Annotated in this window: 12 protein-coding genes; 6 read left to right on the plus strand and 6 right to left on the minus strand. The window is 40.2% G+C overall.

Annotated elements, in window-relative coordinates; genetic code table 11:
- Positions 1-125: 125 nt before the first annotated feature.
- The 3 genes from FTU80_RS06690 to FTU80_RS06700 all read right to left on the minus strand — a co-directional run bounded on the left by FTU80_RS06690 (position 126) and on the right by FTU80_RS06700 (position 3,554).
- The gene (locus tag FTU80_RS06690) at positions 126-1,136 is read right to left on the minus strand and encodes a triacylglycerol lipase (RefSeq protein WP_180084580.1); all 1,011 of its coding nucleotides are present in this window, start codon (positions 1,134-1,136) and stop codon (positions 126-128) included.
- Positions 1,137-1,502: 366 nt separating this feature from the next.
- Entirely contained in the window at positions 1,503-2,483 is a 981-nt protein-coding gene (locus tag FTU80_RS06695) for a lipase family alpha/beta hydrolase (protein ID WP_373685179.1), read from the minus strand.
- A gap of 42 nt (positions 2,484-2,525) precedes the next feature.
- Complete coding sequence (locus FTU80_RS06700; RefSeq protein ID WP_180084582.1) at positions 2,526-3,554, minus strand: lipase secretion chaperone; 1,029 nt, start codon at positions 3,552-3,554, stop codon at positions 2,526-2,528.
- Between the two features lie 153 nt (positions 3,555-3,707).
- Here FTU80_RS06700 and truB point away from each other — a divergent pair, with 153 nt between their 5' ends.
- From truB to FTU80_RS06715, 3 genes are all read left to right on the plus strand, one after another.
- Entirely contained in the window at positions 3,708-4,616 is a 909-nt protein-coding gene (truB, locus tag FTU80_RS06705) for a tRNA pseudouridine(55) synthase TruB (protein WP_180084638.1), read from the plus strand.
- A gap of 26 nt (positions 4,617-4,642) precedes the next feature.
- The gene (locus FTU80_RS06710; protein WP_180084583.1) at positions 4,643-5,416 is read left to right on the plus strand and encodes a TSUP family transporter; all 774 of its coding nucleotides are present in this window, start codon (positions 4,643-4,645) and stop codon (positions 5,414-5,416) included.
- Between the two features lie 135 nt (positions 5,417-5,551).
- Complete coding sequence (locus FTU80_RS06715; RefSeq protein WP_180004765.1) at positions 5,552-6,013, plus strand: hemerythrin domain-containing protein; 462 nt, start codon at positions 5,552-5,554, stop codon at positions 6,011-6,013.
- A gap of 82 nt (positions 6,014-6,095) precedes the next feature.
- On the opposite strand, the gene FTU80_RS06720 is transcribed toward FTU80_RS06715, so the two are convergent.
- From FTU80_RS06720 to serA, 3 genes are all read right to left on the minus strand, one after another.
- Positions 6,096-6,974: a DMT family transporter gene (locus tag FTU80_RS06720; protein WP_180021550.1), complete on the minus strand. Its 879-nt coding sequence runs from the start codon at positions 6,972-6,974 to the stop codon at positions 6,096-6,098.
- A 117-nt stretch (positions 6,975-7,091) separates the two neighbouring features.
- Entirely contained in the window at positions 7,092-7,961 is an 870-nt protein-coding gene (locus FTU80_RS06725; RefSeq protein ID WP_180084584.1) for an EamA family transporter, read from the minus strand.
- Between the two features lie 117 nt (positions 7,962-8,078).
- The gene (gene serA / locus FTU80_RS06730; protein WP_180084585.1) at positions 8,079-9,311 is read right to left on the minus strand and encodes a phosphoglycerate dehydrogenase; all 1,233 of its coding nucleotides are present in this window, start codon (positions 9,309-9,311) and stop codon (positions 8,079-8,081) included.
- A 372-nt stretch (positions 9,312-9,683) separates the two neighbouring features.
- Here serA and FTU80_RS06735 point away from each other — a divergent pair, with 372 nt between their 5' ends.
- The 3 genes from FTU80_RS06735 to FTU80_RS06745 all read left to right on the plus strand — a co-directional run bounded on the left by FTU80_RS06735 (position 9,684) and on the right by FTU80_RS06745 (position 13,121).
- Positions 9,684-11,093, plus strand: a complete 1,410-nt coding sequence (locus FTU80_RS06735; protein WP_078189543.1) for an FAD-binding oxidoreductase — start codon at positions 9,684-9,686, stop codon at positions 11,091-11,093.
- Between the two features lie 191 nt (positions 11,094-11,284).
- A complete protein-coding gene (locus FTU80_RS06740; protein WP_180004761.1) occupies positions 11,285-11,656 on the plus strand; it encodes a hypothetical protein in 372 nt (123 codons plus the stop codon).
- A 91-nt stretch (positions 11,657-11,747) separates the two neighbouring features.
- Complete coding sequence (locus FTU80_RS06745; RefSeq protein WP_180084586.1) at positions 11,748-13,121, plus strand: AbiH family protein; 1,374 nt, start codon at positions 11,748-11,750, stop codon at positions 13,119-13,121.
- The last annotated feature ends 16 nt before the right edge of the window (positions 13,122-13,137 follow it).

Below are 13,137 nucleotides of genomic sequence, written 5' to 3' on the forward strand. Positions count from 1 at the left end.
CAAATTGAAAAAGATTAACTGTGACGCTAAATGTAACAAAATAAAAGATCACGAATTTTCAGATTGATAAAAGCAAATAAGAGAGCAGAAGCCCCCTTATTGCATTTAAATTTCAACGATAAGAATTAAAGTCCTTGCAGTTTTAAACGGTTTGCATGTTGACGGTACAGCGCCACAGGATCTTGTGCAAATAGACCTGTTAAGCCGAACATCATATTGGCTAAATCGGTATGGTTAAGTTTGTAACTGTCATTAATGACTTTACCGATATAAGCACTACAACGTGCAACCATACCATCATTGTCTTTATTGCCATAAGACAATGGCCCGAGTTGCATCAGGATCGTGTCGATATCAAGTAGATTCGTGGTTTGCGCAACACCGGTCCATGAATAGTATTGGATGCCTTTGCTGTCGACTTGCTTTAAGTTTTTGCTGCAATTTTCTGAAGATGCCAAAACACCGTCAGCTACAGCAGATTTTGCAACCGTACTGTTAAATGTAGCAGAACCTGTTTGTGATAATGATTTCATAGAAGCATCGAAATCAATTTCAAGCTCAGGTTTTGTCTGACCTAAAGCAATCAGTGGGCCGACAATATAATCGCCTAAAATATTGAAGGCAGTACGAGAAAGTGAGTTGCCTTGAATATCATCCGCTACTTTAGAGCCGTGATAGGTACCTGCAACACCTGTAATAGACGCAATGTACTGTGGTTTTGTTTGAGCAACATACAATACAGTTGGACCACCATGAGAGTGACCAATTAAGTTAAGTTTTGGTTTCCCTGTAATAGCCAAAACATCTTCAACTTGTGCAATTAACTGCTCACCACGATGTGCTGTAGTATTTGCAGGAGATAATTGCGCTGCGAATACGGTTGAGCCATTTCGTGCCATATCTGGCAAGATTTGGTACCAATAATCTAGTCCGATGGTGTCAGTGCCGATACGTGACCAACCGAGCCAACCATGCACCATTAAAATTGGATATTTGGTTTTTGCGTAGTCAGATTTTGCCGTTTCCTTCACCTGGAGGGCGCTAGGCGCAGCTTGAGTGCTTGCCGATATACTCATCGCTAAGCCTGCAACTGCAGCTACAGAGGCCATCTTGGCCGTGTTTACTAAAGATCGCATAAATGTTCCTTGATCTGATGCTGTTTTTATTACTTTTTAATAATGAAAATACTCTCTGTTTTTAAGCAACATCTTTGTGATTGGCTAGGCCATATCTTTGATTTTAGAGAGTTTGAATAGACAAAGATGCCTTGTCATTTTTTCATGCTCGGTTTGAAATTCCATGTCATTTTAGGACATGGGCTGCATTCAGATGACATGCATATTTATATACATTTGTCTTTTATTTTGATCGTTTATTTTAGTTGTTATGATTTAATAACTTATTGAATTAATTTATTTAATGCTTACAAGTAAGAAAATTGTAAATAAAAAAGGACGTCCAAAGACGTCCTGTTCACTACTGAAAGGGAACTAACTTTTGAGTTAAAGTCCCTGTAACTTTAAACGATTGGCATGTTGGCGATAGAGCGCAACTGGGTCAGGTGAAAATAGGCTGCGTAGGCCAAAGATCATATTCACTTCATCTAAGTGGTTGTGATTGTAATCATCACGGATTACTTGTCCGATGTGGGTGCTACAGCGTCCAACCAAACCGTCATTGTCACGATTTCCATAGGCCAAAGGGGCAAGCTGACTAATCACTGTATCTAGTACATCTAATACATTTGTGGTTTGCGCTGTACCTGTCCATGAGTAGTAATACACGCCTTTGTCGACTTTGGCACCCGACTGATTGCAGTTCGCAGCCAGTGCTGCAGTTGGAAATTTCGCATTAAATTCAGCAGAACCTTTTTCACTGATCGCGGTAAGTGATGCATCAACACTGTTGGGTAGACTCGAGTTGCCTTCAGCCCAAGTAATAATCGGTGCTAAGAGTTGATCACCAAGGACCCCAAAGACTGAATTAATAGTTTTATTCGCTTGGATTTTATCTGCGACTAGAGAGCCACGATAAGTGCCTGCAACCCCAGTCACCGAAGCTACATATTCAGGTTTGATCGCTGCAATATAGCGAGTTGTCGGTCCACCATGTGAATGACCAATGAGGTTCACTTTGGGTTGGCCGGTCAGAGCAAGAACTTCTTCGACTTGAGAGAGCAATTGCTCACCACGGACTTCTGTCGACTCTAGCGGAGAAACTTGGGCAGCAAAGGTATTGGCCCCATTACGAGCTAAATCTGGCAAAATTTGATAAAAATAATCCATGCCAAAGCTGTCAAAACCAATGCGAGTAAACCCGAACATACCATGGGTAAACACAATCGGATATTTGGTCTTGGCATAGTTTGCCGAGCTGTTGGCGGTGACATGTTGGAGTCCTGCCGCCGCTTGGGATTGTGTACTGGCGATCACTGCTGATGCAGCGATGATTGCGCATAAAAGAGCTTGTGGTTTTTTCATCATTTCATCCTGAAATTGAGGTTGTTTTTAAATTGTTGTTTGCAGTTATTCTGCGAAAGGTAATTTTCCACCTTGATCATGCACAGATTCAAAGGTACTGACGCGGAGCTGATCTTCCTTCGATTTAAAATGTTGATTACGGAGTTGCTGCACCGCTTGTTGTTTAGCACTGTCACTCATATTGCTTTTCACAATGCTGTCACGCTCTGTGAGGTATTGATTTACGCTAGATTTCCAAGAGCTGCGCTGGCTGTCTAAATTTTCAAGGCGCTGAGTAGCTTCTGGACCCACTAAATTTAACCGCATTTGATGAATTTCTTCGCTTGAACCACCACGGGCTTTAATGTCTGCTGTGAGCTTGCGTAAATCTTCAAGTTTATTGATTTGTTCCAGATTTTCTTTCCAATCTTCTGGGAGTTCATCAAACAGGGCTTTTAGTTTTTTGGCTTTTTCTGATTCAGACAGTTTTTTGTCATTTACTACTTCCATCCGTTTCAGCGTGTATTCGTGATAAGTATTTTCCTTGCCAAATAAACCTTCAATTTCATAATCAGAAAAGAACTGTTTTCTTAAATTCTGGGTGCTGCTGTAGATCGAGCGATAGTATTGTGGTGATTCTTTGTCGTCGCTTGGTGGCTGTAAATGACCTAACTGTTCACGATATTTCATATAACGATCCCACAAATCATAAATTTGGGACAGCGCAGGTTCTTTATGACCTTGTGCAATGTAGGATTTAAAATCCTTTTTAATTTGATCTATCGACTTTTCACCATACTGAGTAATGAAATATTCAAAGCAATTCCGTGTTTGTTCATTCACGATCAAACGGTTTGAACCATCCATACTGATTTGACAGTTAACTTCCGTGTCTTGTTGACTTGGACTGAGCAGCGAAGAACCGCTTGTTGCTTGAGCCGTAGCGGTTTCGCCCTGAGCTAAAGGCGTATTTTGTTGTTGAATCGATTGATCTGAAGGATCATTTTGTGATGCTTTTGGCGCCAGCCAAAATATAAATGCAGCAACTGCGATAACGACCAAGGCTATGATGAGCCAAAGTTTATTTTTTTGCATATCCCAATGCACCTTTATTCCGTTTTTAATTGTTCTAGAGTTCTAAATGCGAACTCAATATGACATAAAATGCAGATAAAAACATAGAAAAGTTGTAAACGCTTAGCATGGATTGATACCATGGCGCAGTTCTCTTTTTGCCCTATTTTAGTCATGAAAAAAGCTTCTCCTAAGATTCAGCGTCGTCCTGTACATGGTGTATTTTTATTAAATAAGCCTTTGGGCATTAGCTCGAATGCAGCCTTACAGAAGGTTCGTTGGCTGTTTCGTGCGCAAAAAGCAGGGCATACTGGTGCGCTTGATCCACTGGCTTCAGGTTTATTGCCAATTTGTTTGGGTGAAGCGACGAAGTTTTCACATTTCTTGCTCGACTCGACCAAGCGTTATCAAACCACCGTCTTTTTAGGACACAGTACCACGACGGGTGATGTGGAAGGTGAAATACTATTAGAGCAAGCTGTTCCAACATTGACTGAAGAAAATATTCAAAATGTCTTGGCGCAATTTGTAGGGGATATTCAACAAATTCCACCGATGTATTCTGCGCTGAAAAAAGAAGGTCGCCCGCTGTACGAGTTGGCGCGTAAAGGCATAGAAATAGAGCGTGAAGCACGTCCAATTTCGATTTATGCCATCGAGTTATTATCATTTAATGAGAATAGTATTACACTCGACATCACCTGTTCCAAAGGCACATATATTCGTGTTTTAGGCGAAGATATTGCCAAAGCATTGGGTACTTTTGGACATTTGACCTATCTACACCGTACGCAAACAGGGCATTTTGATCTCAATCCAACTTACACTATTGAATATTTAGAGAGTCTGACCGAAGCTGAGCGTGAAGCATTATTGCTGCCGGTGTATTCGCCTGTCGATCATTTCTGCAAAGTGCAAGCGCCGGAAGGTCGAGCTGAATATTTTAGTCGTGGAATGGAAAGTAATATTGAGCATGCTGCGGAAGCGCAGGTTTTGGTATTTGATGGGGAACGTTGCTTAGGTCTAGCGGAAATTACCGATCGTAAGCGCTTAGTACCAAAACGTGTATTAAATCTTGAATAGTCATTAACAGCCACTGAAGCCAAATTATGGAAATTGAAATCATCTTAAGCCTGCTATTTTTTGCATTTTTTGCTGGTGCAATTGATGCAGCTGTTGGCGGTGGCGGACTGATTCAAATTCCAGCCATTATGAATGCCATGCCGCACTTATCTCCGGCGACGGTGTTTGGCACCAATAAGTTGTCTTCGATTTTTGGTACAGCGTCAGCTTCCTATTCTTTTTTACGCCAAGTCAAACTCCGTTGGAAATTACTTGCGGTCATTGCAAGCTGTGCATTTGTTGCCTCCTTTGTGGGAGCAGCCTGTGTATCAATGATTCCAAAAGAAGTCTTACGTCCTTTCGTTTTGGTCATGTTGATCGTGATTGCGATTTATACCTTTGCCAAAAAACAATTTGGTCAGGTGCATGTACGCCAAGAACTGACTCCTAAAATCCTCGGTCTTGCCGCTATTGGTAGTCTGGTGATTGGCTTTTATGACGGTATCTTTGGGCCGGGTACGGGCAGTTTCTTTATTTTCTTTTTTATTCGTTATCTACAAGCAGACTTTTTACATGCCTCTGCTTTGTCAAAAGTCGCCAACTTAACCACCAACCTTGCAGCACTGAGTTTTTTTGCGCCCACTGGCCATGTGTTATTTGCGATAGGCTTAATGATGGCTGTAGCAAATATTTTAGGCTCGATCGTTGGTGTACGTGCGGCAATTAAATACGGTAGTGGCTTTATTCGAATTCTATTTTTGATTTTGGTGAGTATTTTGATTGTACGGTTGGGTTATCAAACCTTTACGGGACAAGCTTAAAACAAATCTTAACAGAGCGTTGCTGAATTCTGTCGCTGAAATGATTAGTATGAAAATAAGCGACTCGTTTGAGTTGTGGATAATAATTAAATTTCATAATACACAATTAGCTAAGCATCAGAGGTCATCACTACAATGAATATATTTGAAGCTTTACGCCAAAGTCATGAAAAGCAACGTGAACTTGCTGAAAAACTCATTCAAACATCAGGGGATACACCTGAGCGTCGAGATTTATTTGAGCTGCTCAAAAATGAGTTATTTGCTCATGCTGTTGGCGAAGATCGTTATTTTTACATCCCGTTAATGATGACTGATTCAGGCCTAAACATCACCCGTCATGCATTGGCGGAACATCATGAGATGGATGAATTATTAGAGCAACTGACGGAAACTGAATTTAATAATCCAAGTTGGTTGGCAATTGCGAAAAAGTTATCTGAAACGGTACATCATCATTTGCAGGAGGAAGAACACGGCTTTTTTCAGCAAGCAGGTAAAATCTTAGATGAAAAACAAAAGGAAAGTTTAGCCAAACAATATTTGGCAGAATATAAAAAATACAAGAAAGCGGATAAAGACAGTTTGACGGGATAAATATTAGTGAGTTTTGAGGACAAATTCCAAATTAAAAAAGACGGCAGAGGCCGTCTTTTTATTTCAGCGATAAAGATGAAAATTAGTTTGATCCGCTAGTCGTTGTAGTGCGAGAGGAGCGCATTGTCACCCCGACCGAGGCAAGCATAATACACACCAAAGCAAGCCATTGCCCTATATTAATGCGTTCCCCCAATACCACCATACCCGTAATGGCTGCCAAAGCAGGTGAGATACTCGACAATGTACCATAACTCAGCTTGCTTAGAATCTTCAACGCTTTGAGGTCAAGGGCATAAGGTATGGCTGTAGCTAAAATCGCAATCAACAAGGCTTTAGGCCAATATTGTGTATCCAATAAAGCTGATGCGTTGTTATAGAGGCCGATGGGTAATAAGGTCAATGCCGATAAACTAATGGCGATGGTCAGTGCATGCATACCAATATTTTGGTGTACCACTTTTTGTCCAAAGTAAATATAGAATGCCCAACATAGCCCCGCAGTTAAGGCACAAGCTGCTCCAAATATTGAGAAATTACCACTTTGAGCTTGCCCCCAAGGCACCATCAACGCAATCCCTAAGATCGCCAAAAAGACCCAAATATAGTCACTACGATTTTTAATCGACAGCAGTGCCAAACCTAGCGGCCCAATAAACTCGAGTCCTACGGCAATGCCTTGAGGGAGTTTGCCCAGTGACATATAGAACAAGACATTCATGAGGCACAGTGCTGCGCTATAGCAGAGCAGATCACGCCATTTTAAAAACGACAGTCGTTTTAAAATGTGCCATGAACGAAACATTAAACAAATAATAATTGAAGCAAAACAGAGTCGTAAAATGGTCACACTGAGTGGATCAAGCACCAAAAATAATTGTTTGGCGAATGATGCACTGATCTGATAGGAAATCATGGAGAGCACCATGAAAACAACAGCGAGAAGTTGTGAATTTGGCATGCGGCACACAGTTGTTGGGCGGTGTTGAGCCCTATTTTTGAGTCAGTACAGTATAGCGGTTAATGCTAACAATTGAGTGAATTTTAACATTTGACCAAATCATGATGGATTTTGAATTTAAATGACTTTGGCTTTTTGCGTGGTATAGGTACACCCAATCGATGCACAGATGATGACAGCAAGGGCTAACCACTGGGTCCACAGCAATTGTTCATTTAAGAAAACAAAACCAGAGAGTGCTGCAATTGCAGGTTCTAGGCTCATGAGCGTTCCGAAACTGAGCGCCGTTAAATTGCGGAGCGCAATCATTTCTAGAGTAAAAGGTAAAGCACTGGCTAAGGTCGCAAGTGCAATAAAATACAGCAGACTACTTGGCTCAAACGCCTGTGCCGGCATACCTGCAAAGAGTGCGATGGGCATCAGAACACACATGCCGACGAACATGCCTAAGCAAACGGTATGATTGCCTGAGACCCCTGATGGTTTTTGACCTGCCACGATATAGAGTGCCCAACACGCACCTGCACCGAGGGCAAGCAAGATCCCAATTGGGTCAAGACGTTGTGCTGCTTGATCAAATGGAAACAGCAAAATTAGGCCTAGAATTGCAAGGCCGACCCAGACGAAGTCGAATTTTCGTCTTGCTGCCAATAGTGCAACACTTAAAGGGCCAATAAATTCAAAAGACACGGCAATGCCGAGAGGTAGGCGATCAATGGACAAGTAAAACAGCATATTCATGCCTGCAAGCGCACAGCCATAGCTGATAATTGCAGACCATTTGACTTGTTTAAAATTGATTTGCCAAATTTTAAAAATAATCGCCAAAATCAAAGCGCCTAGCATTAAACGCATGGCCGAGACGGTCAGTATGGGAAATTGACCGAAAAGATATTTGGCAAATGAACCGCTGCTTTGCATGCTGATCATGGCAATAAGCAAGATCAGCGGTGCTTGGACAGCCGGTGCAACTTTAAAATTTGGCATAAACTAAATTTGTTTCGATAACTCGAAGAGCGGGAGAGTGGCACTAGCCAGATTTTAAAATTTTATAACAATAAAAAAACCACAGCCCGAAGGCTGTGGCTTCAGTGTCTAATTAAATTAGAACAATACGCGAACGCGGATGGTACCTTCAACTTCGTGAAGAGTATCCAAAGCTTCTTTAGAAGCAGTTGCGTCAACGTCCATCACTAAGTAACCCACATCACCTTTAGTCATTAAAGACTGACCAGAGATGTTGATACCGTGTTCAGCAAACAAGTTGTTGATTTTTGAAAGCACGCCTGGCACGTTTTTGTGGATATGAAGTAAACGGTGTTTGCCTTCAGTCAACGGTAACGCGATTTCTGGGAAGTTCACTGCAGATAAAGTCATACCTTTATCAGAGTAAGCAACGAATTTTTCAGCAACCTCAAGACCGATGTTCGCTTGCGCTTCCATTGTTGAACCACCCACGTGAGGAGTCAAAATCACGTTGTCTAAGCCACGAAGTGGAGAAACGAATTCTTCACCGTTTGCTTTAGGTTCTTTAGGGAATACGTCTACAGCCGCACCAGCAATATGACCAGATTTGATTGCATCAGCAAGATCTTCAATGATGACACATGTACCACGTGCAGCATTGAGGAAGATTGCGCCTTCTTTCATTTGAGCAAATTGGTCTTTGCCGAAGAAGTTGCGAGTTGATGGAACGTCTGGAACGTGTAGAGATACGACGTCTGCATTGGTAAGAAGTTCACCCATAGAACCGACTTGACGTGCATTACCCATTGGAAGTTTAGTTACGGCATCGTAATAAATTACGTGCATACCTAAACTTTCAGCAAGTACAGAAAGTTGCGAGCCAATCGAACCGTAACCAACAATACCTAAAGTTTTACCACGAGTTTCAAATGAACCAACTGCAGACTTGTTCCAACCACCACGGTGAGTTGAAGCAGATTTTGCAGGAACACCACGAAGTAATAGAATCGCTTCAGCAAGAACTAATTCAGCAACTGAACGCGTATTTGAGTATGGTGCGTTAAATACTGGAATACCACGAATCATGGCAGCATTTAAGTTCACTTGGTTTGTACCGATACAGAAACAACCCACAGCAATCAGTTTGTTCGCCGCTTCAAAAACTTCTTCAGTTAATTGAGTACGTGAACGAATACCAATGAAGTGAGCATCTTTAACCGCTTCTTTCAACGCTTCACCCTCAAGCGCAGTTTTACGGTAGTCAATGTTGGTGTATCCAGCAGCATTTAGAGTGTCGATTGCGTTTTGGTGAACGCCTTCTAACAACAAGAAACGAATTTTATCTTTAGGTAAAGAAAGATGTTGGCTCATTACGGCTCCGCTACAAAGGCCAAATTTAGTGCGCATATAATAGCATAGGAAGTCGCCTGATATACATTTCCTTTATGATCGACGTCATGGCTATTTTGGCGAATGATGAGTCAATTTTTTTAGATTTGGTCTAATTAACTTGGTCATATTCCTCGTGACATTTTGAAATCACGTTTTTCTTTGGGTTTTGTCAAAAAAAGCCCAGTTATAGCTTATAATGGTGCCGCTCAAAATCATCATGACCAATTCCCTGACATTTTGATGCGCTCTGTTTCAGGCTTTTTCCCTTGAAATATGCGTTACCGCAGTTTTGACTGAATGAAGTCTGGACCTTTAAAAAAACTTGTTTACTTCTTGCAAGGTCTGAAAACGATGAATGCTCCAGTCGCTTTAACCCCAGAGTTATTGACCCAATTGACCGCTATTGTTGGCGAAAGCCGAATTAAAACCGATGCGGATAGTCTCCAAAATTGGGGTCGTGACCACACTAAGCACTTCGATCCAAACCCGTCGGTCGTCGTTTTCCCTTCAAGCACAGAGCAAGTTCAACAGATTGTAAAACTTGCTAACCAATTTAATGTCGCGATTACCCCAAGTGGCGGTCGTACAGGTTTATCAGCAGGTGCTGTGGCTGCTAACGGTGAAATCGTGGTAAGCATGGATAAGATGAATCAAATCTTGGAATTCTTCCCAGCTGACCGTATGGTGCGTGTACAAGCAGGTGTAGTGACTGAACAACTTCAGAACTATGCTGAAGAACAAGGCATGTACTACCCAGTTGATTTTGCATCTTCAGGTTCATCTCAAATTGGCGGTAACATTGGTACCAACGCTGGTGGTATTAAAGTGATTAAATACGGCATGACTCGTAACTGGGTGTTGGGCATGACTGTGGTTACAGGTAAAGGTGACATCCTGCGCTTGAACAAAGGCATGATCAAAAACGCGACTGGTTATGCACTTCAACACTTATTTATTGGTGGTGAAGGTACGCTAGGTTTAGTGACTGAAGCTGAAATCAAACTTGAACGTCAACCCCATGACTTACAAGTGTTGGTTCTCGGTGTGCCTGATTTTGATGCGATTATGCCTGTTCTACATGCCTTCCAAAAGAAAATCGACCTGACTGCATTTGAGTTCTTTGGTGAACTTGCGATGCAAAAAGTATTGGACAATGGTCATGTACAACGTCCATTTGAAACACCATGTCCGTTCTATGTTTTACTTGAGTTTGAAGCACCATTTGAACCGATCATGGATGCGGCAATGGAAATCTTTGAACATTGCATGGAACAAGGTTGGGTACTGGATGGCGTGATGAGCCAAAGCTTAGACCAAGTACATAGCTTATGGCGTTTACGTGAAGACATTTCAGAGTCAATCGCACCGTTCACACCATACAAAAATGACATCTCAGTTCTGATTACACATGTGCCTGCATTTATTAAAGAAATTGATGCAATTGTGGAAGCGAACTACCCAGACTTTGAAATTTGCTGGTTCGGTCATATTGGTGACGGTAACTTGCACCTAAATATTTTGAAACCTGCGGATTTAAGTAAAGATGAATTCTTTGCAAAATGCCAAGTGGTGAACAAATACGTATTTGAAACTGTGAAAAAATATGACGGTTCAATTTCTGCAGAACATGGCGTGGGTATGACTAAGAAGCCTTACCTCGATTACACACGTTCAGCAGAAGAAATCGAATATATGAAAGCATTGAAAAAAGTATTCGATCCAAATGCGATTATGAACCCAGGTAAATTGTTCGATCTTTAATTTTTAAAGACGATTGAAAACGCATCTTCGGATGCGTTTTTTTTATGGCTATAGCACGACTTTTTAGCCACGCATGGATGAGAGACCACACATTGATTTTTGGAATGGAGTACTTCTTTTACATTGCTTAAATAGTGTTTTGGACAAATGTTCGGCATGATAGGACTGAATAATAATTTTGAGTTGCTTCTATGTATCGTTTAATTGCTGTGTCTGCATTGTGTGTGGGGATGTTGGCGGGTTGTGCGACAACGCAGAAAATTGTGTCTAAAGTCGGTTCTTCTGCTACGCCACTCGATCAGGTATTAAAAGAACGTCCTGATTTGCGTAAAGAACTGTCGACTGTGGAAATTCGTCAGTATTTTAACCGTGTTGAGTCGCCAAATGCGGGGCAGGTGAAAGTGACGGAAACGGGTTTGATGGATGATTCGGTGAAATCGGTTCGTACCATTTATAGTTTTAGATTGGTGGATGGTGACTGGCAGCGTGTAAATACGCAAAAGGAATATCAGTGCCAACGTGGTAAAAATACCAAGACTTTCCAATCGGCGAAGTGTCCTTAATAAATCTTTGATTTATGGTTGAAATTTAGGCATGTGTGCCTCATAAAAAGCGTATCGATTGATGCGCTTTTTTATTGGGGAAATAAGAATAATGAATATTTTAATTGTCGGAAACGGTTTTGATTTATCACATTATTTGCCGACGAAATATGACCATTTTATGGTGGTAATGGATGTCATAGAAAATTGGGACGAAGCCAAAGGTGATATGGGCTTTGATGATCTTTTTGGATCCTTGTATGAAAAAGAAGATTATTTCTTTGGATATACGAAAGCAATGTATAAAACTGAAGAAATTCAGATTCCTGTAGCACAAATTGAGCAATTACAATATAGATTAAAAGAAAATGTGTGGTTTCAGTATTTTTCTGATCATGTGAGAGAAGTTCAAACTTGGATAGATATTGAAAATAAAATTGAAGAAATTCTATTAAGTTTCGCACATGTATTGCCTTTTATTGAAAGAATAAATCATCAATCACAACATGCTTTTAATCATCATGAATTCGATACAGAAGTTGGAAAAAGAAATTCAATTATTTTAAAGAAGTTCGATTTATTTGAGGAGAAAGGTCTGCATAAAGGATTTAACTCCAAATTTTGTTATGGTAGTAACGACAAAAATGGGGTGAATCCATCGTTATTTTTAAATTTTTTGAACAAAAAATTAGATGAGTTTATTGAAATTTTTAATTTATATCTTGAAATGATAGTCAGCAAATTATCTCGAACTAATGATTTCACTTTTAAAGGTGATAATTGGGTTTTTCCAGAAAAAATTTATTCATTTAATTATACAAATACATATGAGCGTATTTACAATTCAGTAAAAATTGAATATTTACATGGTCGTCATGGTGAGCAACAAAATATCGTTTTAGGTGTTTCAGATATAGATGATGAATATCTAAAGAAGTTAAAAGCTTATGGCTTAACGAAATATCATCAAAAACTTTTTAAAGAAACTGATTATTTATTTCTTAGTGAAATCGTTGATCATTTTTTTTCAACTGAAAAAGCAAAAAAAACTTTGGAAGATGAAATAAATACATATTTAGATAACCCAATGCTTACTTCTGATGTGTATTTTAGAGCTATGTTTGATGCAAAGCGGAATGATTTTATACATCTTAGTACGAGCACAGAGGAAACATATAACATAAAAGTTTGGGGGCATTCTTTAGATCGATCTGATTCTAACTATATAAAAGAAATATTTTCTTTTAATGGAGAACTAATTGAGCATAGATGCAATGTAGTAATTTATTATTTTCATGAGCAAGCTAAATTTGATTTGCTTAATAATTTGTTGGATATAATTGGAAAGATAATAGTAGAAAAATGGATGAAGAAAGGCTGGCTAAAATTTGAGAAAAATCCAGATATTGCAAAACTTAATGGAATAAAGCCCGTCGAATTACCAAAATATCAGCATCCTAAAACTGTGACACTGAAATCCATTTAGCCTATCGAATCAGCTA

The sequence above is a fragment of the Acinetobacter sp. YH12145 genome, assembly GCF_013418335.1.
Taxonomy (GTDB): domain Bacteria; phylum Pseudomonadota; class Gammaproteobacteria; order Pseudomonadales; family Moraxellaceae; genus Acinetobacter; species Acinetobacter amyesii.

Bases quoted from the DNA above. Each gene is read 5' to 3' on its own strand.
- FTU80_RS06690 (WP_180084580.1), bottom strand. From the start codon at position 1,136: ATGCGATCTTTAGTAAACACGGCCAAGATGGCCTCTGTAGCTGCAGTT.
- FTU80_RS06695 (WP_373685179.1), bottom strand. From the start codon at position 2,483: ATGATGAAAAAACCACAAGCTCTTTTATGCGCAATCATCGCTGCATCA.
- FTU80_RS06700 (WP_180084582.1), bottom strand. From the start codon at position 3,554: ATGCAAAAAAATAAACTTTGGCTCATCATAGCCTTGGTCGTTATCGCA.
- truB (WP_180084638.1), top strand. From the start codon at position 3,708: ATGAAAAAAGCTTCTCCTAAGATTCAGCGTCGTCCTGTACATGGTGTA.
- FTU80_RS06710 (WP_180084583.1), top strand. From the start codon at position 4,643: ATGGAAATTGAAATCATCTTAAGCCTGCTATTTTTTGCATTTTTTGCT.
- FTU80_RS06715 (WP_180004765.1), top strand. From the start codon at position 5,552: ATGAATATATTTGAAGCTTTACGCCAAAGTCATGAAAAGCAACGTGAA.
- FTU80_RS06720 (WP_180021550.1), bottom strand. From the start codon at position 6,974: ATGCCAAATTCACAACTTCTCGCTGTTGTTTTCATGGTGCTCTCCATG.
- FTU80_RS06725 (WP_180084584.1), bottom strand. From the start codon at position 7,961: ATGCCAAATTTTAAAGTTGCACCGGCTGTCCAAGCACCGCTGATCTTG.
- serA (WP_180084585.1), bottom strand. From the start codon at position 9,311: ATGAGCCAACATCTTTCTTTACCTAAAGATAAAATTCGTTTCTTGTTG.
- FTU80_RS06735 (WP_078189543.1), top strand. From the start codon at position 9,684: ATGAATGCTCCAGTCGCTTTAACCCCAGAGTTATTGACCCAATTGACC.
- FTU80_RS06740 (WP_180004761.1), top strand. From the start codon at position 11,285: ATGTATCGTTTAATTGCTGTGTCTGCATTGTGTGTGGGGATGTTGGCG.
- FTU80_RS06745 (WP_180084586.1), top strand. From the start codon at position 11,748: ATGAATATTTTAATTGTCGGAAACGGTTTTGATTTATCACATTATTTG.